At 57.5% G+C, this 23,548-nt stretch carries 20 protein-coding genes and 3 pseudogenes; 11 read left to right on the forward strand and 12 right to left on the reverse strand.

All coding sequences use genetic code 11. The features are described from left to right. Positions 1–162 precede the first annotated feature (162 nt). Together P9250_RS30800 and P9250_RS30805 are read left to right on the forward strand one after the other, a co-directional pair. Positions 163–906, forward strand: a complete 744-nt coding sequence (locus P9250_RS30800) for a nucleoside 2-deoxyribosyltransferase (protein WP_310397054.1) — start codon at positions 163–165, stop codon at positions 904–906. 47 nt (positions 907–953) lie between these two features. Next, positions 954–1,889: a site-specific integrase gene (locus P9250_RS30805; RefSeq protein ID WP_310397056.1), complete on the forward strand. Its 936-nt coding sequence runs from the start codon at positions 954–956 to the stop codon at positions 1,887–1,889. A 99-nt stretch (positions 1,890–1,988) separates the two neighbouring features. Here P9250_RS30805 and arsH read toward each other — a convergent pair. The 5 genes and pseudogenes from arsH to P9250_RS30830 all read right to left on the reverse strand — a co-directional run bounded on the left by arsH (position 1,989) and on the right by P9250_RS30830 (position 6,792). Then, positions 1,989–2,710: pseudogene (gene arsH, locus P9250_RS30810) on the reverse strand (arsenical resistance protein ArsH). A 30-nt stretch (positions 2,711–2,740) separates the two neighbouring features. Further along, a pseudogene (locus tag P9250_RS30815) lies at positions 2,741–2,913 on the reverse strand (arsenical-resistance protein); the annotation flags it as partial. A gap of 187 nt (positions 2,914–3,100) precedes the next feature. Further along, positions 3,101–3,247: pseudogene (locus tag P9250_RS30820) on the reverse strand (transposase); the annotation flags it as partial. Between the two features lie 125 nt (positions 3,248–3,372). Continuing rightward, entirely contained in the window at positions 3,373–4,224 is an 852-nt protein-coding gene (locus tag P9250_RS30825; RefSeq protein ID WP_310397057.1) for an IclR family transcriptional regulator, read from the reverse strand. 372 nt (positions 4,225–4,596) lie between these two features. Next, on the reverse strand, positions 4,597–6,792 hold the full coding sequence (locus P9250_RS30830; RefSeq protein ID WP_409014986.1) for an ATP-binding protein: 2,196 nt from the start codon (positions 6,790–6,792) through the stop codon (positions 4,597–4,599). A 534-nt stretch (positions 6,793–7,326) separates the two neighbouring features. On the opposite strand from P9250_RS30830, the gene P9250_RS30835 reads away from it, so the two are divergent. From P9250_RS30835 to P9250_RS30870, 8 genes are all read left to right on the forward strand, one after another. Next, on the forward strand, positions 7,327–8,475 hold the full coding sequence (locus P9250_RS30835) for a glutathione-independent formaldehyde dehydrogenase (RefSeq protein ID WP_310397060.1): 1,149 nt from the start codon (positions 7,327–7,329) through the stop codon (positions 8,473–8,475). 152 nt (positions 8,476–8,627) lie between these two features. Continuing rightward, complete coding sequence (locus tag P9250_RS30840) at positions 8,628–9,653, forward strand: glycosyltransferase family 4 protein (RefSeq protein WP_310397063.1); 1,026 nt, start codon at positions 8,628–8,630, stop codon at positions 9,651–9,653. Positions 9,654–9,939: 286 nt separating this feature from the next. After that, on the forward strand, positions 9,940–10,692 hold the full coding sequence (locus tag P9250_RS30845) for an SRPBCC family protein (RefSeq protein WP_310397064.1): 753 nt from the start codon (positions 9,940–9,942) through the stop codon (positions 10,690–10,692). An 11-nt stretch (positions 10,693–10,703) separates the two neighbouring features. Next, a complete protein-coding gene (locus P9250_RS30850) occupies positions 10,704–11,876 on the forward strand; it encodes a zinc-dependent alcohol dehydrogenase (protein WP_310397067.1) in 1,173 nt (390 codons plus the stop codon). 87 nt (positions 11,877–11,963) lie between these two features. Then, positions 11,964–13,490: an ATP-binding protein gene (locus P9250_RS30855; RefSeq protein WP_310397069.1), complete on the forward strand. Its 1,527-nt coding sequence runs from the start codon at positions 11,964–11,966 to the stop codon at positions 13,488–13,490. Between the two features lie 108 nt (positions 13,491–13,598). Continuing rightward, positions 13,599–14,129: a hypothetical protein gene (locus P9250_RS30860; protein ID WP_310397071.1), complete on the forward strand. Its 531-nt coding sequence runs from the start codon at positions 13,599–13,601 to the stop codon at positions 14,127–14,129. 220 nt (positions 14,130–14,349) lie between these two features. Next, positions 14,350–14,640, forward strand: coding sequence for a DUF6723 family protein (locus P9250_RS30865; RefSeq protein ID WP_310397074.1), 291 nt, complete (start codon positions 14,350–14,352; stop codon positions 14,638–14,640). Positions 14,641–14,665: 25 nt separating this feature from the next. Then, on the forward strand, positions 14,666–14,935 hold the full coding sequence (locus tag P9250_RS30870; protein ID WP_310397076.1) for a DUF1488 family protein: 270 nt from the start codon (positions 14,666–14,668) through the stop codon (positions 14,933–14,935). Positions 14,936–15,095: 160 nt separating this feature from the next. On the opposite strand, the gene P9250_RS30875 is transcribed toward P9250_RS30870, so the two are convergent. The 6 genes from P9250_RS30875 to P9250_RS30900 all read right to left on the reverse strand — a co-directional run bounded on the left by P9250_RS30875 (position 15,096) and on the right by P9250_RS30900 (position 21,622). After that, positions 15,096–15,500 carry a response regulator gene (locus P9250_RS30875; protein ID WP_310397077.1) on the reverse strand — a complete coding sequence of 135 codons (405 nt, stop codon included), beginning with the start codon at positions 15,498–15,500 and terminating at the stop codon, positions 15,096–15,098. 281 nt (positions 15,501–15,781) lie between these two features. After that, on the reverse strand, positions 15,782–17,527 hold the full coding sequence (locus P9250_RS30880) for an ATP-binding protein (RefSeq protein WP_310397079.1): 1,746 nt from the start codon (positions 17,525–17,527) through the stop codon (positions 15,782–15,784). 1,091 nt (positions 17,528–18,618) lie between these two features. Then, complete coding sequence (locus P9250_RS30885; protein WP_310397081.1) at positions 18,619–19,122, reverse strand: hypothetical protein; 504 nt, start codon at positions 19,120–19,122, stop codon at positions 18,619–18,621. Next, on the reverse strand, positions 19,106–19,408 hold the full coding sequence (locus P9250_RS30890; RefSeq protein ID WP_310397083.1) for a DUF4148 domain-containing protein: 303 nt from the start codon (positions 19,406–19,408) through the stop codon (positions 19,106–19,108). The genes P9250_RS30885 and P9250_RS30890 overlap by 17 nt, the downstream gene beginning before the upstream one ends. A gap of 148 nt (positions 19,409–19,556) precedes the next feature. Next, complete coding sequence (locus P9250_RS30895) at positions 19,557–20,531, reverse strand: PDR/VanB family oxidoreductase (RefSeq protein ID WP_310397085.1); 975 nt, start codon at positions 20,529–20,531, stop codon at positions 19,557–19,559. Beyond that, on the reverse strand, positions 20,528–21,622 hold the full coding sequence (locus P9250_RS30900) for an aromatic ring-hydroxylating dioxygenase subunit alpha (protein WP_310397087.1): 1,095 nt from the start codon (positions 21,620–21,622) through the stop codon (positions 20,528–20,530). Before P9250_RS30900 ends, P9250_RS30895 begins: the two co-directional genes overlap by 4 nt. A 178-nt stretch (positions 21,623–21,800) precedes the next feature. Between P9250_RS30900 and P9250_RS30905 the strand changes: the two genes are divergently transcribed. Next, positions 21,801–22,790 carry an AraC family transcriptional regulator gene (locus P9250_RS30905; protein WP_310397089.1) on the forward strand — a complete coding sequence of 330 codons (990 nt, stop codon included), beginning with the start codon at positions 21,801–21,803 and terminating at the stop codon, positions 22,788–22,790. 23 nt (positions 22,791–22,813) lie between these two features. Here the strand turns inward: P9250_RS30905 and P9250_RS30910 are convergent, their stop codons facing one another. Then, positions 22,814–23,542, reverse strand: coding sequence for a hypothetical protein (locus P9250_RS30910; protein WP_310397090.1), 729 nt, complete (start codon positions 23,540–23,542; stop codon positions 22,814–22,816). Positions 23,543–23,548: the final 6 nt, after the last annotated feature.

Genomic DNA, 23,548 nt, shown 5'->3' on the forward strand with positions numbered 1-23,548 from the left:
ATATGTCTTTTCTGCAGGCTCGGAGACGCAGGCTAACGAACTCGCAACCATCGTTGGTCAGTTCCTCGTAACTTGAGGCGGGAGGGTCGAGTGACTTGACTACGCGCGTTATTGGGAAGCTCATAGGCGTTCCAATAGCCCTGCAGTCGAAGCAACGAACCAATGTCCAAGAGAAATCCGACGAAGTCGCAGCGCGCAGTAATGGAGTTGCTCAATCAGGGCTTACCGATTGAGCAGATTGCAAACAGTCTTGGCAAGAGCGTCTTGGCTGTGAAAAAGCAGCTAAACCGAATCAAACGCCGGGTCCGTGAAGGAAGGATCGATCCTTCTCCCCTCCCGATAGAGCGCGCCGCAAGCGAGCCGCGCATCTACCTTGCGGGCTTCGATGTATTTCGGCGCGACGCCAAGGAACACGGCGAGCGCTTGAAGCAGCTCTGTCGCGATCAAGACTTCGTTGGGCTCTATCCGCTGGACGGCAATGTCCCCTCCTCTTCTCTCTCACCGCAGGACGCTGCCCGCCACATCTATGCGGCGAATGTCCAGTTGATCCGTTCGGCGGATATCGTCATGGCTAACCTCGATGACTTTCGCGGCGCGGGCGAGCCGGACAGCGGCACTGCTTTCGAAGTGGGCTTCGCCGTGGCGCTCGGGAGACCCGTTTGGGGATATCGATCGAGCGAAGCGACGCTCGTTCAGCGTGTTCAAGCAGCGGCGACGATGGGAAGCGACGGCGCTTACTGCGCCGGCGGCCATCTCATTGAGGACTTCGGCCTGAGCGTCAATCTTATGCTGGCCTGCTCCGCTCGACTCGTTGTCGGCGGACCGGCTGCTTGCCTTGATGCCATCAGAAGCAAAGCAGATGAGGACACCCCGGGTCTTGGTTGCTCGGGATTGGCGAAGCGTTAGCTTCGCTGTATGGTTTGAGGTGAGCGAACTTCAGTATATCTATTTCTATGCCCGACGACGACCTGTGGCTTGCTGTCCCCGAGGACGCCTACGCGCAATGGCAACGTGAAGAAGCCACTGGCGCAGATCGCCGCGCCTTTGCCGACCAGTCGATCGTTCAACACCGGTCGATGTTCTCGCGGTTCAACGACTACCTGATCGCACATCATGCGAGCGTAGCGAGCTATGGGGCGGACCACCTCGACGGTTTCTTCGCTGATCTTGCGCAGAATTGCGCGCCCGGCACGACCACCCGCCTTCGCTATCTCAAGCTGATCGACCGGTTCACGCGGCACCTCGTCAACATCGAACTGCGTGCGGACAATCCCGCCGCGCAGATGCTCATCAACGAGAGTTGGCCAGAGGACGAGCCGACGCCAATCTATCTGTCGGCGCGAGACGATGCCCGGCTGCAGGCGGTATGTGTGTCGTCGGACGGCGCGACGTTCAAGGAGCTTCGGAACACGGCAATCGTGGCGCTTTTTCTCTCCTCCGGAGTGACGGCCGCCGAGTTGAGGCAACTGCGGGTCGGCGATCTGGATGTCAGCGATGCGCGGCCCACCGTCTTTATTGAAAAGCATGGCCCTCGCATCGCGCGTCGGGTGCCCATCGATGCTTTCGCGATCGACGCGGTCCGCGCCTACCATCAAGCGCGTCAAACCATCCAGTGCACGACGCAATGGTTGTTCATCGCGACCACTGCAGGGAAGCCGATGCTGCCTGACACGATGCTCAAATGCGTGCGCGCGGTGCTCAAGCGAGCCGGATTGACGGCGGCAGACGAGAGCCCACGCTTGCTCCGGAACACTTACGGTCGCCGACACATCGCCGCCGGGAAGACGAACGAGCAGGTAAGCTACCTGATGGGTTTGTCTAGCCATCGAACTGCTACGCGCCTACGGCAAACGGTCAATGTTGGCGAGTTATCTGAGACGCAAGCCTAACCACCCATGAGGCGGGATACGGCCACTTCCAGACACTGGCCCGGTGCTTTGTGCCGATATTGGAACGTCCGCACTGCCACTGCTTTCAGCCGCCAAGCCTTAGATATTGGCCTGATTGACTCGCTTCATCAGTTCCTCTGCGCTCTCCTTGCGTTCGCTGTACCTATCTACAAGGTACGGACCGATGTCGCGTGTCAACAACGTGAACTTGACTAACTCTTCCATAACATTAACAACGCGGTCGAAATACGCTGAAGGCTTCATGCGGCCGGCTTCGTCGAACTCCAGGAAGGCCTTGGCCACCGAAGACTGGTTGGGAACGGTCAGCATGCGCATCCAGCGTCCGAGCACGCGCATCTGGTTGACGGCGTTGAACGACTGCGATCCGCCGCTGACCTGCATCACGGCGAGCGTCTTACCCTGGGTCGGCCGCACCGCCCCGACCGAAAGCGGAATCCAATCGATCTGCGCCTTCATGATGCCGGTCATCGCACCGTGCCGCTCCGGCGAGCACCAGACCATACCTTCCGACCAAGCACCAGCTCGCGCAGCTCGGCCACCTTGGGATGGCTGTCCGGTGCATCGTCCGGCAGCGGCAGGCCGCTCGGATTGAACGTACGCACTTCGGCATACATGGCCCTAAGCAGGCGCGCGGCTTCTTCGCTCAGGAGGCGGCTGAACGAGCGCTCGCGCAGCGAACCATAGAGCAGCAGAATGCGCGGCGGATGGGGCGACGCGTTCGCAGGCCGCAGGCGATTAATATCGGGCGGGCGAAGCAGCTCGGGGTGCACCTGGGGGAGGTCAGTAGTAAGATTAGGCACGTTCGCTCTCTGTGATCGTTTCCAAATTCGTCAGACGCACTCATCCCAGTCCTTAGAGCGGTGCATACTGCGCACACGCTCCGCATGACGGGCATCTCGATCAACACTCGCACGACCGTCGCGAGCGCGGCCCCGGAGCTGAAGTCCAACAATCCGATTGCCGTGGCGACAGCCAGTTCGAAGAAGTTCAGCGCGCCAGTCAAGCCGATGGTCACGCAATGTTGCAGACTTATACATGGCCGCGTCCCGTTTGCCAAACGTCGTAAGTTCGAATAGACGCCCAAATAGCGTCTTGGTTTGAGAGCTAGGCAAGCTGCGTCCACTGATTTTTTCTGTGGGACACACCGATGTCTCAGACCGGTTAAGATTCGGCGCTTCTCGCGGTTACACGTTGCCACGTTTGCTGATCCCGCCAAGCTTGACCTTTGCCGCCGAAACCGTCTGCTGCGGTACAAGTCCTAGATAGGCGGCAAGTTCTCGTCCAGAGCGGAGCGCCTGGGCCCGTTCGATTACCGACGCTGCTCCAGTAGTTATTAGCACTATTTACTTCCTTCACGTGATTATCAGTGCACGCGCGCGCTGATGGGAATTTCGCACGATGCGAGCACAAGGCGGCCGAACCCGTCAACGGGTCGGCCAGCCGATGCGTCAGGGTGTCGAGTCTACTCAGTGGCGTTCATCGCAATGTTCGCCGTTGCGGCGCCCGACGTGCCGCCGATCTCATGCGCGATATGGCTCACACAGCGCAGCAGCGCGGGCGCGACTGTTTCGATGAGCGTCTCTTCGGGACACTGATGTGCCGCGCCGCTGCAATTCACGGAGTAACGCTCTCCCGAAGGTCCGATGAAGCCCGCCGCAATTGCGTTGAGGCCTAACTGCAATTCATTACCCGAAGTCGCAAAACCATTGCGATGCGTGTCTTCGATACCGCGCCGAAGTCCCATCGCGATGTGCGGCCAGTCGTCGCCGGATGCGATCTGCAGACTACCGATGAGCGACTCGCGATCCGCCTGTGACAGCACGGACAAGTACGCGCGCCCCATGGCGGTACAGGTCAGGTCCATCGTCTCGCCCACTTCGAGACGCAAGACGAGCACGGCCGAACGCGGACGGATGGCATCGATGACCACCATTTCCAACTGGTCCCGCACCGCCAGTTGCACCGACAGACCGGTCTCCTCGGCGAGCGCGATGAGGTAAGGGCGCGCCCGAGCACGAATATCGAAATTGCGAAAAAATCCGTTGCTGAATTCCAGAACCGAGGCGGTCAGCACGAAACGCTCGCTGTCGGGCAGCCGCAGCAGCAGGCCCGTGCCGACGAGCGTCGCGGTGATGCGCGACACGGTGGGTTTGGGAATGCCAGTCCATTCGGTCAGCTCTCGGTTGCTGACAGGGGCGTCGGCGGCAGCGATACGGCGTAGAACGTCAAGACCGCGCGCAAGCGCCGTGACTTCTTCGCCCTCTTTCTCTCTCGGTTTTTCCCGGTCTGATAGCCGGCTTTTTGATATGTGCATTCTTCGGTAATCTCATCTTTGAACTTCTTCAACACCAGTTAATTGCCTGCCGAGACGGACGCCTTTAAAGATAGATAACGTCATTCTGGTGGGCCCCGGATCAACTTAACAGCGTTTCCCATCATCAGCTGCCTGGCGATCCCGCTGCACGTTCAGCGTAAACTGTCCCCGCTTCGGTCAAACATATCTTCGGCGTGGTTCTGTTGCAACACGCTTGCGCCCAGATGCGCTTCCAGTTTCAAATTTGCCTGGTTGCGATCATCTTGCATATTTGTAACGCGTTCGCTACCGCTGTGAAGCTGCCCGTCCGAACCACATGCGGATCACGATCTTGATCGTTTAGGGTCTGCGGCGCAGACGTTATTGAGTCTATTAACCGTTCTGGACTGTTAAAACGTTCAGCAACAAGACAATGTCGACTGGCTTCACGAGGTGGTGGTCGATCCCTGCGGCCCGCGATTTTTGTCGGTCGTCGTGCTGGCCCCAACCGGTAATGGCGATCAATGTTAATGCAGCTAACGCCTTAGTTGCACGGATACGTCGGGCAAGCTCGTAACCATCCATGTCCGGCATGCCGACGTCTAACAGGACAGCGTCAACTTGCACTGTCTTTAATGCGTCCAACGCCGCAAGCCCACCGTGTACAGTGCGCGTCTGCGCACCCAACATACTCAAAAGCAAGGCAAGGCTTTCCGCCGCATCAACGTTGTCGTCAACGATGAGAAGTCTCTTGCCCACAAGCTTATTTTGATCAAACGGGGCATTTTCCGCAGCGCACGTTTGCAGGGAGGTGGGTGCATCAATCAGGGGTAGATGCACTATCAGCTCGCTACCTTTATCCAAACCGTCGCTGCGGGCTAAGACAGTACCGCCGTGCAGTTGAACAAGGCTTCGAACCAAGGTCAATCCGATGCCAAGGCCTCCTTGCGCATGCTTGCGGAATTTCTCTTCTTGACTAAACATGTCAAAAATTCGTGGCAGCATGTTCGCGGAGATGCCAATACCGTTATCCCGTACGGAGACAATCGCATACTTATTGTCTCGTGCGGTGGTAAGTTCGATGTGGCCACCGGCGTTAGTGTACTTAGCGGCATTATTTAGCAGATTGGCGAAAATCTGTGTGAGCCGTACCGGGTCCCCATGGACGGTTAGCGGTTCAGCTGAAAATCTGACGGTAAGTCGGTGTTGACCTCTGTCGATGGCGGGTCGACTGATCTCGATAGCGTTCGAAAGGATCGCGGGTAGATTTAGCTGCTCCTTGCGCAGTTCGATCTTGCCGCTGGTGATGCGCGAAACCTCGAGTAAGTCATCAACTAGCCGGACAATGTGAGCCATCTGGCGATTGAACATACGATGAACGTGCGAACGCGTTTCGGCATCAAGCGTATGTTCTAGAATGTTTAAGCCAGTTCGTATCGGCGCCAACGGGTTTCGAAGCTCGTGGGCGAGCACAGCAAGGAACTCGTTCTTCCGATGATCCGCTTCCTTCAGCGCTTGCTCGGCATCCTTTAAGTCGCTGATGTCTTGTACCACCGAGCAGGTCCCAACCAAATTTTGAGCTTCATCACGCAGCGGAGCCGCACTTACTCGCATCCAAATACGATGTCCTGGGACGCCAAGATAAAGCATCTCCTGGCCGGGTGTCACTGTCTCACCACGCAGCGCTCGTGCGCCAGGCCACTCGTGCGGTGGTATTGGGTCTCCATAGGCGTCCCATGCCTGCCAAAGTGTCGCCCGCTCCGGAAGCGTTGATGGGACGGCCGTCGGTATGTATCTTCGCATCAGCGCATTGCTGAGGATCCATCTTCCGGTTGCGTCGGTGAGCCCAACGCCCGCGGGCAATTGGTCAATAATGGCCTGCAGCCGGTCTTCGTCCAGACGCCGCGCAGCTTTCACCGCCTTCTGATCATGCGCGATGCGCTGTCGGGCCAGGACGAATTCCGTGGTTTCATTGAAGATGCACAAGGCCCCGGCTGCCTCCCCGTCGCTATCATAGATAGGGCTGCAAGAAACCGCGAAATATATTTGCTCGCCTGTTGAGCCGCGAGTGAAAGGAAGCTCATCGTCGCGTGAGCGGACGAGGCTGCGCTGCCTAAGAGTCGCGTGGATAACCGGTAAGACAGTATCCCGACAGCTAGTCCAGACATTTGCCGAGAGTGTTCCTACGAGAACGGCGGCTTCCATTCCGAGACATTCGCATAGTTCCCGGTTGGGTATAACGGTCAGGTCCTCGCCCCACATCACACAAGCTGGAAAGGAACAAGTGAGACAGCTTGCGACCGCCCCTTGCAAGCAAGCATCCCATTGCCCTATTGGACCCACAGAAGTTTGGGCCCAGTCAATGCCACGCAGGTGTTGCGCTACGCGGCACTCTTTACCTAACCAGATGGGCAAGGCCATGGCTAAAGAAGTCGGTGTTGGATGATTCAGGTTAACACGAATCAGGAACCAGCCGTTGCCTTCGCGAAAAGCCGCGCGCTTCGACATACAAGCCAACGACTCTGATACATGGCCTGACTCGCAATTTATGGAGAAATCGAAAGCATGCGAGTGCCTATATGTGGGCATCCATCGAAGCTTAGACGTATGCAATCGCACCTTAACGAGATGGAAAGATAAGGACTGCGGAAATGATTCGCATACGGTCGCTGCCACAGTCCGTGCCTTGGTATTGTTTCGCGTTGCCGTTTAATTTCCATCTTCAGGCGTACTTCCGCTTCTGTGCTTGGCGAAGGCAGTTGCGCTTACTCGACAGAGAAGGAAAAGCCTTCAGCATGAACATCTGCCAACATCAAACGTCTTCCTAAAGGCACCCTGTGTTCCTTAACGACTTAAATCAGCATAGCGTCAGATCCAGCGAAACGGACGCAGCCTTCACCGCTTGTCGCATCAAGTTTCCATGAAGGTCTGCAACCAGCGCGGGAGTCGAATAGAAAATTCCAACCGAAGGATGTAGAAGTTTTGTCCTATCCTCGTCTAAAGAACTTACGGTTCTAGGGGCGAGCTGCCTGAACGGCAGGACACCGGCGCGTCGGCGGCGGCTATCGCCGCATCGCGTTCACCGCCGCTAGCGTTTGCTGGCGATACTATAGGAGCTGGGTCATGAAAGCTGTTGTCTATCGTGGACCTCAACAAGTGGCAGTTGAAGACGTGCCAGAGCCTAAGATCGAGCGTCCCACCGACGCCATCGTCAAAATCACAAGCACCAACATCTGTGGCTCTGATCTTCACATGTACGAGGGCCGGACCGACTTCGAACAGGGCCGAATATTTGGTCACGAGAACCTGGGCGTGGTGCTGGAAGTGGGACCGGCGGTTGAGCGCCTCAAGCCTGGCGACTGGGTCTGCCTTCCGTTCAATATCAGTTGCGGACACTGCAAGAACTGCGAGCGCGGACTTACCGCCTTTTGTCTGAGTGCAAACCAACCCGGCATTGCCGGCGGTGCTTTTGGCTTTGCGGACATGGGGCCGTGGCAAGGTGGACAGGCCGAATTTCTGCGAGTGCCTTGGGCGGACTTCATGGCCTTGAAGCTTCCGCCGGACGCGCAGGAGAAGCAAGTTGACTATGTGATGTGTGCGGACATCTTCCCGACCGGCTGGCACGCAACTGAACTAGCCGGGATGCGGCCCGGCGACGCTGTGGTGATCTATGGCTCGGGACCCGTTGGGCTGATGGCGGCCCATTCGGCAATGATCAAGGGCGCCTGCAGCGTGATGGTGGTCGACTGCCATCCCGACCGACTGAAGCTAGCCGAATCGATCGGCGCAATTGCGATCGACTACTCGAAAGACGACCCGGTGCAGCGGGTGATGGACCTGACGCACGGAATGGGCGCGGACGTGGGATGCGAATGCGTCGGCTACCAGTGCCACGATCCCGCGCCAAAGCGCAAGGAGCGACCCAATCTCACCATGAACAATCTGGTCTCGTCGGTGAAGTTCACCGGTGGGATTGGCGTCGTGGGCGTGTTCGTGCCGGAGGACCCACACGCACAGGACGAACTGGAGAAAAAGGGGAAGATTGCGTTCGACTGGGGCAAGTGCTGGTTCAAAGGTCAGCACATCGCCACCGGACAATGCAACGTCAAGGCCTACAACCGCCAGCTGCGGGACCTGATTTACGCGGGTCGCGCAAAACCTTCGTTTATTGTTTCGCACGAGCTGGGGCTGGACGAAGCACCTGAGGCCTACGCCAACTTTGACGTGCGCAACCACGGCTGGACCAAAGTGGTCCTTCACCCCGGTACGTAAGAGAGCAGCCAGCGGGACACGACACATTCTGTCCATAAGGTCGGCGATATGTTCGACTGGTAATTGAATTGCTTCGGGGTGCGCGCATTACCTTGACACTTCCACCTGTTCTCATCACGGCAACGGGCAGAGGCGGCAAGCGAGGCTCAGTCATGCGAATAGCTCAGGTTTCGACACTTTACGAAAGCGTCCCACCAAAGGCGTATGGAGGCACCGAACGGGTCGTCTCGTATCTGACGGAGGAACTTGTCCAGCTTGGGCATGACGTCACGCTTTTCGCTAGCGCAGACTCGACCACCCGCGCGCGTCTGATCGCCTCTTGCCCGTGCGCACTGCGTCTCATTGAAGATACGACCGATCGGCAAGCGTGGCACTTCGCAATGTTGGAACAGGTGGTGCGCCAATCGCCCGATTTCGACTTGATTCACTATCATGTCGACTATTTACACTTCCCATTTTCCCGCCGTCTGGCTTGCCCTCACCTCACCACCTTGCACGGACGGCTGGACACGCCTGGTCTTGAACAGCTTTACCAGAAGTTTGCGGACATTCCGGTGATGTCGATCTCCGACGCACAACGTTGGCCCTTGCCTTGGTTGAACTGGCAGGCCACCGTCTACCACGGACTGCCCCACGATCTATACACATTCCGCGAACAGCCGGGCGACTATCTGGCCTTTCTTGGCCGGATTGCGACGGAGAAACGTCCAGACCGGGCAGTCGAGATCGCGCGCCGCGCCAACGTACCACTCGTCATTGCAGCCAAGGTCGATCGCGCTGATCAAGCCTATTTCGAGCAATCGATAAAAGAGCTGTTTTGCAGCCCACTCGTGAGTTTTCATGGCGAGGTCACCGAGCTGGGCAAGGACGATTTTTTAGGTCATGCGCGTGCGTTGCTATTTCCTATCGACTGGCCTGAGCCATTTGGGCTAGTGATGGTCGAGGCGCTTGCCTGTGGCACGCCTGTCATTGCGTTTCGAAACGGCTCCGTTACCGAAATCATCGACGACGGAATCACTGGATTCATTGTTGACACCATCGAAGAGGCCGTCGATGCCGTGGGTCGCACTGCGCAGTTGAACCGTCGGCGCTGCCGCCAGGCCTTCGAAGAGCGCTTCACCGCTGCCCAAATGGTGCGCAGGTATCTGGAGATTTATGAGAATGTATTGGCAAGCTAAAAGATGAACTAGGAGTACGCGTCTCATGCGACAAGCGCGGCTTATGCCTGATGACAAACCGATCGGTCATTCAGCCTTTAGACAAGCTCAAAGGGTTCGCGCGGTCGACTCAATCACGACCTACAATTAGTTATACGAATATTGTTGAGATGTCATTCCATGTGCATTAACGCGGACTTTCGAGCCCTATGAGCGTCTCGAACGGCGCAAACATCACGAACACTTGCTTGCGCCACATCGCATCGACTAATCCGCGTAACGGGCCACCGACCAACGAGGATTGATTATGACAAACGGCAACTTCGCTTCGAAACAAGGTGAATCATCGCAGAGCGGGCGCAGCTTGTCGGCCGCCTCGGCCAGTAGGTCGTCGCAGGGCCTTGGCTGGTTTCCTTTGACGCTGGGCGCGGCCTCGATCGTGGTCGGGCTCGGCGGTCGAAACAAGGGCGCTTTGGCGCTTGCACTTACGGCCTTGGCGGGCGTGGCCGCGGTGCGCAGCGGGAAGCTCGACCTTTTGAAGGCGGGCAGCGACAGGCCGGCCGGCGCTTCCAGCGACGAGCCGGAAGTGGAGCGCTCGATCACGATTGGCAAGACTGCCGATGAGCTTCGCGATTGTTGGCTCGACCCGCGCACGCTTCCGAAGATCATGGCAGGTTTCGCAAGCGTGCGTCCGACTGGAGACGGCCGCATGCACTGGAAGGTACAGGCTCCGCTCGGCCGCGCCTACGAATGGGACACCGAGACGGTGGACTTGCCTGGCAAGGGCGTCGGTTGGCGCTCGTTGTCCAACGCCGCCATTTATAGCGAGGGATCGGTCCGCTTCAGCCCCGCCCCGGCCGACCGTGGCACTGAAGCCACGCTGCACTTTCGTTTCGACCCGCCTGGTGGTGACGTCGGTGAGGCGTTACTGAATTTCCTGGGAACCACACCGCTGGATTTAGTCGCTGACAGGGCGCTGCGGCGTTTCAAGAGCCTGATTGAAACCGGTGAGATTCCGACCACTGGGCGCCAGCCTGCCGCTCGCCCCGACACGCGCTAAGGAGAAAAGACATGCGAGCACTCTACTGGAATGGCGTGAACGACCTGCGTGTCGGCACAGTGAACGACCCCGAAATCGTGAACCCGCACGACGCGATCCTGCGCGTGAGCCTTTCGACGACTTGCGGCTCGGACCTCCACTTCATCGATGGCTATATCCCCACCATGAAGGCCGGCGACGTGATTGGCCACGAGTTCATGGGCGTCATCGAAGAGGTCGGGCCCGCCGTGAAGCGCGCGACAAAGGGCCAGCGCGTCGTCGTTCCTTCATTCATTGTGTGCGGCCAATGCTGGTATTGCCAACATTCCCTTTACTCGTTGTGTGACAACACGCATCCCAAGCCTGAGCTCCAGGCGCCGCTGTTCGGAGGACAGAGCACCGCCGGGATCTACGGCTACACCCACGCCTTCGGGGGCTACGCGGGCGCGCACGCGCAATACGTACGCATACCGTTTGCCGACAATGACTGCTTCACGGTTCCCGACGGGGTAGCCGACGAGACGGCCCTGTTTCTCTCGGATGCCGCGCCCACGGGCTACATGGGCGCGGATTTTTGTGAGATCAGCCCGGGCGATACGGTCGCGGTCTGGGGTTGCGGCGGCGTGGGTCTGATGGCACAACAAAGCGCGCGGCTGATGGGCGCCGAGCGAGTAATCGCGATTGACCGATTTCCAGAGCGGCTGCAGATGGCCCGCGAGCACGCCGGCTCCGAGACGATTGATTACACCAGCGTCGACAGCGTGGTGGATGCGCTTAAGGAAATGACAGGCGGGCGAGGCCCTGATTCCTGCATCGACGCAGTTGGGATGGAGGCGCATGGCGTCGGACCGCAATATCCCTATGACCGAGTCAAGCAGGCGTTGCGCCTGCAGACAGATCGCGGTCAGGCACTGCGCGAGGCAATCATGGCCTGTCGTAAAGGCGGCACACTGTCAGTGCTCGGCGTCTACGGACTGATCGACAAGTTCCCGATGGGCGCCATCATGAACAAGGGCATGACGGTGCGCAGCGCGCAGCAGCACGGGCAAGCTTATATGGACCGGTTGCTTGGGCACGCACAGAAAGGTGAGCTCAATCCCGCCTACCTTGCCACGCATCGCTTCTCGCTGGAAGACGCACCACGTGGCTACGACATGTTCAAGCATAAAACGGATGGCTGCGTGCGTGCGGTGTTCGCGCCATGAAAGCCGCGTGTACCAAACCTGAGAGGCCCTTACACGGTGACGCACCGATGCTTTTTTGCCTGGGTGCAACCGTTTGGATTCAGAGTCGTGAACACTGACAGTTTCTTACCGAGCGACACTATTCGCCAACAAGACGTTGGTGAGTTGAAGCTTATCGACGCCTTGCCACAGATGGTTTGGACCGCGCGCCCGGATGGATCGGTCGATTACTTCAATGAACAATTCGCGGATTTCGCCGGCACAGCACCGATAGAGGACGGCCTTTGGGTCAGCTTCGTTCATCCCGCCGACAGGGACGATGCGCGAAGACAGTGGGCACGCGCTGTCGAGACAGGCGAGCCTTCCGAGGCGATTTTCCGCGCTCGCAACGCCGCGGGCGAGTATCGGTGGATACTCGCCCGTGCGAGGCCACTAAGGAACGCGGACAACATCATCATAAAATGGGTCGGAACCAATACGGATATCAACGACAGAGTAGTCGCGGAGGACGCGTTAAGAAACGCCAACCGTCGCAAAGATGAGTTCCTTGCGATGCTGGCCCACGAACTGCGAAATCCACTCGTGCCAATCGGTGCCAGTGCTGAAATGCTTTCGATGGATCCAAGGGTCGACGGCCGCGTGCTCAGAGCAAGCGAGATGATCGCACGTCAAGTCAAACACGTGACAGCGCTTGTGAACGATTTGCTTGATGTCTCACGGGTGACGCACGGCCGCGTTGCGCTCGAGTGGCGCACGGTGGATATGAAGGAGGTCGTCCATGACGCTGTAGAGCAAGTCAGGCCAACCTTTGCGAAGAAACGACATCAGTTGAACATTGTTTTCGGGGCCGATCCCGCGTGCGTTTGCGGCGACTACATTCGTTTGGTGCAAGTTGTTGGCAACTTGCTTAACAACGCAGCGAAATACACACCCGAGAACGGGCTCGTCAGCGTTGAGGTCGGGAGCACCGAGGATAACGTTGTCGTTCGAGTCATGGATAATGGTGTTGGAATGGAGCCCGAACTGCTGAGACGGGCCTTCGACCTTTTTGAGCAAGGCCAGCAAACTGCTGCGCGCAGCGAAGGCGGCTTGGGCATCGGTCTAGCTTTAGTGAAAAACCTTGTGCATCAACACAGAGGAACCGTGACCGCATCAAGCGAAGGTTTGGGTCGAGGTAGTGAGTTCGTCGTCCGGTTGCCCGCTGTCGCGGCAAGATCCGTGGCCAAGCAAGACGTGAATGACGAGACGTCGCGCCAACCTGCTTTCAAGCGACAGCGCATTCTCCTTGTCGACGACAACGTGGACGTTGCCGAATCGCTAGGCGCGGTGCTCCACATTTTGGGTCACGACGTAGCGATCGAGCATGAAGGAGCCGGCGCGATAGAGCGCGCTCGCAAGGAAAGTTTTGACACCTGCATTCTCGACATCGGGCTGCCGGGCATGGACGGCTACAGTCTTGCCCGTGAGCTTCATGTACTACCCGGCACCAAAAGCGCGGTATTTGTGGCTCACACGGGTTACGGCCAAAAAGAAGACCAGAAGTTGTCAGCCGAAGCCGGCTTTACTCATCATCTCGTCAAGCCGGCGCCGATTCATGAACTTGAAAAACTCCTTGCGGAGCATAAAGCGCATTGATTGTTTCCGCAGCCTAGCACAGCCGCGGAGAGGCATTGCAGTCGCTTGTCCAGACGTCATTCCCCGGACCGGTGAAGGCCAATACAATGGTCGGCCTAGAGCGGATCGATGCAAAGCAATTTTCTAACGCGGACACCTCTTAAACTAGCCAGCGATGCCTACCGGCAAGCGAACAACGCTCTGCCTGTTCGTGCGTACCGAAGCAAAAGCTGGCTGGACGACCATTTACACCCCCTCTTATCTTGGAGAAAATCAATGGAGCGCGCCGCTACGCTTCGCTTAAGCTTAATCCGCTCGCTCACGGATGACGAAATTTGCGGCTTTGACCATCAGGTAGAGCTGAAGCGTTTTTTGAGCTTGATACGCGCTAGTGGCATCCGAATGAATGCTGTCGCATTGACAGTGGCCGGTGCTGCGATCGACAGCGGGTTCACAGGAGAATTCGTCGTCCCCTTGGCTCAACCGATCGGACCGGTACTGGGACGAGCTGCATGTGCATGGCTGCAAGGACGCGCCGGACGAACTGTGCGCTTGGCCATCGGTAATCTCGAGTTCAATGTCGGCGCGCCCGAAGACCTTGATGCCCTCATTCAGCGGTTCGCGACTCGCACTCCCATAGCGGGTGATGACAATACATAGTTACTCGTATTAGCGAATCTCCATCTGAAGCGGCAGCGCACGTCGGCGCTTCGGTCAGTCGGTCCTGCGATGGAGCCGCAAACTCCATACGCGACGATCAAGTCAAAGACGGGTAGCCGCTTCTTGGGCTATCGATGAATACCGTAGAATATGGTCCCAGTTATGCGCTGTTAAATTTGCCTTTCTGGGTCCGGCAGAGTTTGAATCCGGAGACGTTGATATGTCGATTGGGAAACGACCAAAGCTAGTTCTTTATCCGACAAAACCAATGCCACCGACGCCTGGTTTGTCGGAGTGCGATTTCGCCATCTACGCGTCCTATCGTGGCACTCGAGCAAGTGGCTTTTACGGGACGTTGAAGGTGGTCCGCAAAACCGACGCAAAACTGCTGTTCCCGTTTGACGGCGCTTTGCCGATCGGCCCCTACGCAAGCAAGGACGACGCGATCTCGGCTGCCCAGCAGATCGGGCGCAGCATTGTCGAAGGTGATCTTACGAACCCCGAGCTCTAGCGCCGGGCGATTGACTTAACAAGCAATGGAACTTCCAATCAATCAACCTCCACTTCGCCTGACCAAGCGCGGAGTCGAATTCTCGGTGATGAGGAACAACCAGTCCATCGCCTGCGTCATGAAGATCGAAGCGTTGCAACAGTTTTTCTGGCTCGAGCCTTCAGCCGCCGACCAACGCATTTTGCGATGTTTCCTAGATGGTCGCGCTCGCATCTTTGCCGTTGCCGAACGAAAAACTCTAACTTGCAGCGACAACTCGATTCTCCTAACGGCTAAGGATTTTAGGAGACGTTGAGGTTTCGAGCGTCCGGTCTTGGTAACTCTTATTGACCGTAGGGCGTACGTCAATATTTGCTGTTTTTACCTTCGGTACTTTGGAGCCGGATCGAAGCCTTCGCTGCGGAGCTGCGGCAGAAAGAAGGCACTGCAGTCGGTGCATCACCGTCGACCGTCACTTATCTTGTTTGCACCGGAACAAGGCGTACGGGCTGTTCCTGGTCTTCGTTTTCCGAGATGCCGCGCAGGCCTAAGAGAAGTGAAGTTAAGGAGTCAAGGAACAGGCCTTTCTGACAATATGCGTCGAAATCGAAATCCTTTGAGTTCTTCTTGACGAATGCTTCATCAAGCGCGGTCAAGGCAATAACGATCGCAGAGGACGTTTGATGGGAACTTCTGATGACCTTCGCCACTGCGAATCCGTCTATGTGAGGCATCGAGATGTCCAGCAGCACCACGTCCGGCTTCCATACGCATGTTGCAGCGATAGCAGCAGCGCCGCCGTACACCGCGATGACCTTCTGCTGGTCTGACGCGAGGTAGGCGGCGAGTGCATCGGCCGCATTGCTGTTGTCATCGACCACAAGCACGCGCGTTGCTCTGCTCGTGACGGACACTGTGCGCGAGGTCCAGCGACGAGCTGTAGTTGAGCGCTGAAACATAAGGTATGCTTTCTTAACCTTCGAAGTCTTATGCTAAGTGAGCTGCATGTGCGGCGGGTGGTGCGCTGACGCAATTCGGCATCTCAGCATTTGAGCGCAGCAAGTTTACTTTTACCCACAGAACAGCTCTGCACCCGACTGCAGTATATGTTGCCTGCGGGCATGTGCGAAGCGAGATGTTATCTAAAAGGAAGGGGCGACGGTTACCGGGCAAGAGGCGAGCGTAAATCAAGAGCCTGGCGAATTGTCCGAGCTAGCTCATCTGCGCTATAGGGTTTGCTAAGCAACGTGACGCCCTCGTCCAAGCGGCCCTCATGAAAAATAATGTCACGCGTGTAACCTGATGCATAGACGACGGCGGCGCGGTGTGGGGGCTGACTGGCTAGTTGCGCCAGCTCGCTGCTTCGTATTGTACCGGGCATGACGACGTCGGTGAACAGAACGTCAATACGCGAGCATCGCTGGAGTACGGCCAATGCTGAGTCACCGTCATGGGCTGAAAGCACTTTGTAGCCAAGCTGCGCGAGCATGTCTATCGCGGCCAGACGGACATCCGGGTCGTCCTCTACAACCAGAATGGTCTCTCCACCGCGAGCGTGAGGACTTGCAATCACAGCCACGTCCTCTTCTGGGGCGTCGGTCGCCGGGAAATATAGCGATACGGTCGTTCCTTTGCCCACCGTAGTCTCGACATCGATGAATCCAGCGCTTTGTGAGACAAACCCAAATACCATGCTTAGCCCTAGCCCCGTGCCCTGGCCCTCGGGCTTCGTTGAAAAGAAAGGTTCGAATATGCGGGTGCGAATCGTGTCTGACATGCCGCAGCCGTTGTCTGAGACGGAGAGCTTGACGAACATACCCTTCGGCAAGGGCGGCCCAGACTTAAGCGCACGTTCGCCATCTTCGTTACTGACCTGAAGAACAATTTTTCCGACGTCTCGGATGGCGTCACGCGAGTTGATTACTAGGTTAAGTAAGGCGTTCTCAAGCTGGTTCCTGTCTACGTAGATGTTGCGCACTGGCAAATCAACGGACGTTGTGACTTCAATCGACTCAGGAAGCGCGTGCGCGGTCAACTCCAGCATCACTTCGACGAGCTTCGATGGATTGACGACTCGCGGAGCAAGCGGTTGTCTCCGAGCGAAAGCAAGCATTTGCGTCGCGAGCTTTGCGCCACGATTCACAGCATTGGTGACTACTTCTAAGCGCGACGCTACTTTACTGTCGCCGTCGAGCGTCCGATTCAACAACTGCACATTTGCCGAGATAATCTGCAACACATTGTTGAAGTCGTGGGCGATTCCGCCAGTGAGGTTTCCAATTGCCTCAAGCTTCTGCACTTGACGGAATTTCTCTTCGGCCTGCACGCGAGCAGACACCGCATCAGCGACTCTCTCTTCGAGCGTCTGCGTCAGCCGAAGCAACTTATCCTCAGCGAGCTTCCGTTCGCGTTCAGCGAGGACTTTCCCGGTGGTTTCGAACACGATACAAATAACGCCCGCCGGAGCACCGTTGTCCTCTGCCACTGGGCTGTAATGCAGGTCCATCCAAACCTCTTCTGGCACGCCACTCCGGTGCAGCGTCAGTTGTTTGTCTTTGTATGAAAGCGTGCCGCCCTTCAGGCAAGTGTCGACGACGTTGCGATTAAAATCGGCAACCTCAGGCCAGCCTTCCTCGACTGGTTTGCCAAGCAAAAACGGATGCCGGCCGCCAGCAAAAACAGAGTAGGCATCGTTATATATCATGGTTCCGGGCTCGCCCCACAGCATCACGAGTGGCAGAGGGGACGCCAGCACAAAACGCACGGCTGACTGAAGACTATTTGACCAATCTTTGATAGGACCGAGCGCAGTGTTCGTCCAATCAAATTCAGCAATGCGCGCAGAAAGCTCACCCTGCCAACCTTCACAACCATGTGACAGCACGGGCCATTTCGTCGTGGCGTTCATAGTTCGCTTTGCTCTATGCATTATAAGTGAACAGCGCTTTCGGAAGAAGCTTACGTGTTTCCAGCCCAGCGCTGCACGGTTTGGCCCCGATTTTATCAGCGACGTGGACATCTCTGATGCAGGCGGAATTGTGCCAGCTTCGTCCCGTAATCTTTCTAGGTCGCAGCGAGCGCTATCGATCGTCCAAAATGCGCTCCTAATAAATGTTACTTACGGAAACGCTACTTATTCGCATCCATATGGCATGCATCGAATCGCCAATTTAGAAGACTACATCACGAGGCCAACCGTTCTCTTGATCGACGCTGGCTACTATTCGCCGATCACACGGAGTTTGAGCCGCTGGAGCCTGACGCCCCTCAACATAGACGCGCGACTAGATTCATACACGGCCACCAATAGGCTGAGCCGCCACCAATCTACTTGTGCTGCGCGCCCTCGACGCTGTTGCGTGTCACCTCAATTATGAGACGCCAGACTTTGCGGACTAGCTGCTGCAGCGGGTGGACGGGTTCTAGCTTCGACATCCTTGTTACGACTGCGCATCAATTTCCGAGGGCATTTTGTCGAATTCACAGCCGAGCGTATTGATGTGGGTATTTAATACGGCGGCGCAAGTTGGCCAGAGATTGTGTCGACATTTTTGCGACGCAGTGAGTGTTTCCAGTCTCCCGTCCAAGGCTGTCAAAGGGGTAGCGACGCTTGAAGACGCCGCTCGACTTAAAGCATTACCGGCTGTTTCACGATACATCTGCGCGTGGGTCACTCGAATTTCCGACTTGGCGCTAGTCGGAGGCCGCACTGAACTGTTGTCTCTACACGGTGGTCTGGATGACCGGTCCGCTCCGCTACCAGCCCTTAGGTTCGCAATTGAACAACCGGCTGCTGTGGGTCGACATGACTCATTCGCTAACTCAAGATCCGGGACGCGACTTCCGGTCGAAGGCCGCGGCGAAGCGGCACTGTAAGTCAGCATCGGAGCGGAGATTTGAGTTACCTCGAGCCGAAAGCAACTCCGACAATCAATCTGACTTAAAAAATATTAGGATACCTAATAAACATTGATAATTGTTATTATGTCAACTTCCGTCCTACAATCGGAATGTGTTTCCTTCGGTCATGGGTATGACCGGTTCGATTTTTTGCAATCTGCTCTCGCCTGCCCGCAAGGCGAGACCTCTCCTGACTCGTGCCGTACTTCGCTTCGGCAACGGTAACAACACCGGTTGTCGCGCGGCAAGAGCTCCAGTGTCATGACCAACACTGTTGGAGAACGCGCACATTGCCTTCAACGCGACTTCCGCTTGCTCAAGGTTCGCCTGCGCGCCAGACTTGTCTTCAAGACATGACGCAGGCTCGCGAATCAGCACCGACTTGTGTTCTTTCCGCAGCAGAAAGTTGATGCATACAGCCGCGGCGTCTTCGTTCACAAAGTGCGAGCAGATCAACGTCCGGCTGCCCGAAGCGTATCTGACGACGTCGGTGACCAGAAAGGTCGAGCACTTGCAGCACTTGCGTGCGTCCCAAATATCGCCCCGCCACTTCAAGATTGTTGCGACGCTTGCCTTACCGACCTCTTTATTGGCTTGCTCCAACACCGACGCCGGCCTTCTTCTGTGCTTTCTGAAGATCTTCAGGATAACTCGGATCGTTTGCTCTCGAAGGATTGTAGCCCGCATCCTCAAGCTTCTTTAGCTCTGCATTCTTCTTAGCGCGTGCCTGTTTCCTCGCCGCTTTCCTTTGTGCTTTGGTCGTCGGCGCGGCTTGCGTTGCATTTGTGGCGGTTAAGCCAGTGTCTTGTGCCTGCGACGGCATTGCGACGGACGCACATACACCCGCTACGAGTAACGACAATGCCACCTTTACGATCTTCGCTTTCATCACTATGTCTCCGTTCAATGATCTGCTGCAATTTACAGATTATAGAGTCGCTAGCTCTTGAAATGAGCCTTGATCTATCAACGCAACGCGGCTTAATGAACCAATGGTCCGTGTCCAACCCGGCCTTGTGAACCAACCCCTCAAACGCCTATAGGTCGACAACGAGTCGCTGCGACTTGGCGCGCGAGCAGCACGGCGTGAATTGGTCGCCGCGCGCTTTCTCGTCATCGCTTAAAAGCCAGTCCCGGTGGTCGGGATCGCCGTCGAGGATGCCCATGAGGCACGTTCCGCATACCCCCTGCTCGCAAGACAACGGCACGTCAATTCCAGCGTCGATCAGCGCATTTGCCGCAGTCTGCCCTGGCGCAACGTGAATCACCCTCCCTGTACTGGCGATGACGATCTCAAAGGCCCGATCCGCCTCCCCTCCTTCCACTTGTACGTCCGCCGCTGCGGCAAATCGTTCGACATGTAGATTTTCGAGCGGCCAACCGCACGCGATCGCGCCTTGCACGACCCAGTCGATAAAACCAGTCGGTCCGCATATGTAAGCATGCGTGAGCGCGTCCGGCGCCCCTATGCACGTAGCGACCTCGAACCGCGACGAGTTAGTTACATCATCCGCGTGAATGTGGACATGTCCGGCAAATCGATCTTCATTAAGCCGCTCGGCGAAAGCAACATGTGCTGATGACCGCACGCAGTAGTGTAAATCGAATGACGCGTGCTGTTGTGAGAGCTGTTCCATCATGCTCAATAGCGGTGTCACGCCGATGCCGCCTGCAAAAAGCACGCTGCGCCGCGCGCTCTCATCGAGCGCGAAATGATTGCGCGGTGGACTGATCGTTACGATATCGCCTTCTTGCAAGCGATCGTGCACTGCGCTCGATCCGCCGCGAGACTGCGGATCGCGCAGCACAGCGATTTCATAACGGACCGAGCCGGGTGCATTACACAGTGAATACTGTCGAACGAGCCCTTCGCTGATGTGCAGATCAATGTGAGCGCCTGCCGAGAAATCGGGCAACGCATCGCCATCGACTGCCGCAAGTTCGAACGCGCAGATAGTGTGTCCTTGCTCGCTGCGCCGGACGATCCTTACCCGCAAAGCCGGCGCGCTCATGGACGCGCCACGCCGTCGCGTGCCAGGGCCGGGGTGATCGGAACGATCTTCTTTGCTAACGTCGCTTCTGCCGCGACTTGCGCAGCGAGTTTGCGACGCACTCTCAGCGCGCCAACGTCCGCCTGGCAAGACAGTTCGTGTTCGGTGGCGGCATGACGATCGACGTATGCCTCGATGGTATTCAGCACAATCACGTCCTCGTCGATCACCCGCTTCATCTGCGCCAGCACGCCGTAACTGAGGTCATCGTCGTCGAGCCGGAAATTTCGGGCAATCGCATTGAAATAGTGCGTGGTCGTCGAAGTCTCTGGCGTCACGCCGTGGATAAAGTTGAACGCGCGCGTCTGGCCTCCGCTAACGGGCACGATATAGCGACCGCCGGTTCGCACCAAGGCAGGCCCGAAATAATCCGACACGATGCGGTCTTCGCAGACCGTGCCGGCTAAATCAGGATGGAGGTGTGCCCCAAAACCTTCGAGCGGTCCCGTCGGCAGCTTCCGGTCGACCCGAAGAATCTCCCCATCCTCGGAGATCGTCGCGGGGATGGCCGCGAGCGATGTGCTGCCCGGCAGGCTCTTCGCATGCGCGAAACTGACGTGGCTCAGGTCCATCAGGTTTTCGAGCAACAGCGAAAAACGTGTGCCAAGCGGAGTGAGCACACCTGCATCGGCACGCCATCCATCTGCTCCGAGTCCGATGGAATTGATCGGCGGGATTCGGGTCTCGTCGGCGAGCGCCGGGTCGCCCATCCAGATCCACGTCCATTCCCAACGGTCGACCACCGGGAAGCGGCGGGTCGCGAACCGCGATGGCACTTTTGTTTGCGACGGTATGTCAACGCACGCGCCAGTGCAATCGAATGTGAAGCCGTGGTAACCACACTCGACACGATCGCCGACGAGCCGGCCTTCGCGAAGCGGATATAGGCGATGCGGGCACAAACCTGCTAGCGCGACCGGTTCGCCGGCTTCAGTACGGTAAAAGACGATAGGTTCATCGAGAATTCGCCGCTCGAACAAGGTGCGCCCGATTTCATTTCGCCACGCGGCCACATACCACTGATTGCGGGGATAAGGTTCGGGTTGGTTCAAGGGATACACGTCTCGCTCCTAATGGTTTGTATTGATGCAGCCACGCATCATTGTCATTGATGCCGACTATAGAATCGGTCATGCTCGGAGCGATATGCCTTATCCGCTGAGATAGCGGCTGAATCCTCCAGCGTGGCGTGCTTCCTAGTAGGCCCGCCCGCGTAATTCGGAGACTGATGTGGATCTGCTTGGCGAAGCGCTGTCGTCGATGAAATGCGATGGCCACGTGCTCGGTGTTTTTCGTCTGTTCGGGGACTGGGGTTTCGATATCGAAGGCGTATTGCCGGGCTACTACTACGTCGTGCTTGGTGGTAGCTGCTGGGTATCGTGGGACGGGCGCGATGGCATTCAACTCAACGCCGGCGATTCGTTGCTGGCGCCACGGGGCGGGCCGCTTAAGCTGTCGGCACACGCGAGTGCGCCGCGCGCGCCGATGCGCGATGTTTGGAGTTCGCACCACATGCCGCCTTATCAGCGAAGCACGCCACCCGCTGCACCAGTACGCCTTGATTACGTGGCCCCCGGCGGTGCTGCGTCGGCGGAGCCGGCCGCGAATCTACTTGCGGTCGCGTTTTCGTCCGGAGAGGAAGGCGAGCGCCTGCTGAAGGCACTACCCAGGCAGATCGTGACGCGCGCGTCGGATCAAGCGATCGCGCCATGGCTCCGCCCGGCCATCGAATTTATCGCGACCGAGGAATCCGCCGCGCGTCCTGGTTTCAGCGGACTCTCTGGCCGGCTCGTCGAACTCATTCTCGTCGGTCTGGTTCGGGCTTACGCGTTGAGCGACGCATCCCCACCATCAGGCTGGCTACGCGGACTGAGTGATGCCCGCATTGCACGCGCGCTCGAAGCCATGCACCGTGACCCAGCGGCATCTTGGCCCGTCGAACGAATGGCGCAGCAAGCCAGAATGTCTCGCTCCGCATTTGCAGCACGGTTCGCGGAACTCGTCGGCGAGCCGCCCGCGGAGTATCTGACTGCACTTAGGATGCATCTCGCTCGACGGTTAATCGAACGCTCCGACCTGCAAATCCAACAAATCGCGGCGCAAGTCGGCTACCAATCCGAGCGCGCATTTCGCGCCGCTTTTAGCAAACATACGGGCGACAGTCCGTCCGCCCGGCGGCGAGCAGCGCCGCAGCATTCGGACCCGACGCCCAGTAGCTGACAGACGCGTAGCTTGTTGGACACTCAGTCCACATTTCCCTCGGCGAACAATCGCCCAGCGTTGCCGATCGCACCACGCCAGCCCCCGAGTCGCAATGCGCCCCACAGCATCGCCTGGTTGCTGGTGACAACGGGCATACCGAGCGACCGCTCAAGTTCCGGCACTGCCTCGAACGCACGCACGTTGGCGCAGGATAGAAACACTGCCTGCGTGCCGTCATCGATATTCTGCAATACACGCTCGACGACTTCGGACGGCTCCATGCGCGCGGCAACCTTGGCATCAGTGAAGTTGAGCGACACCGAACGGTGTACGTCGAGGCCCGCATCGGACAGTGACTGCGCTTCGACACGCGAGAAGGTGTCGCCAAATGGGCAGACCTGCAGAATGCGCGCCGCGCCAACTGCACGGAGCGCATCCTTAACCGCTACCATCGTGTTGGTCGAGGGCACACCGAGGCGCGAGCTCATCCGTTCGGCCAGCCGTGTATCGCAATTCGGGCCGTAGGCAATGCTCGCGCCGGTACAGTTGAACGCAATCACGTCGGGCGACATGTCCTTCAGAAACTCCGCTTCTTCGGTTGCCTCGAGATACGCGCCCGTCAAACTTTCCTCGGTAACAATGCCGTTTTCCTTGCGCAGCCGCAGCCGATGGACGTGGTAAGCCACTTCGGGCGGGCAATACCTGCGGAAGTCGTCTTCCGCAATGGTATTTAATGATGGCACGATCATGCCGATGCGCAGACGCTTCATGATGCT

The organism is Caballeronia sp. LP006 (genome assembly GCF_031450995.1).
Taxonomy (GTDB): Bacteria; Pseudomonadota; Gammaproteobacteria; order Burkholderiales; family Burkholderiaceae; genus Caballeronia.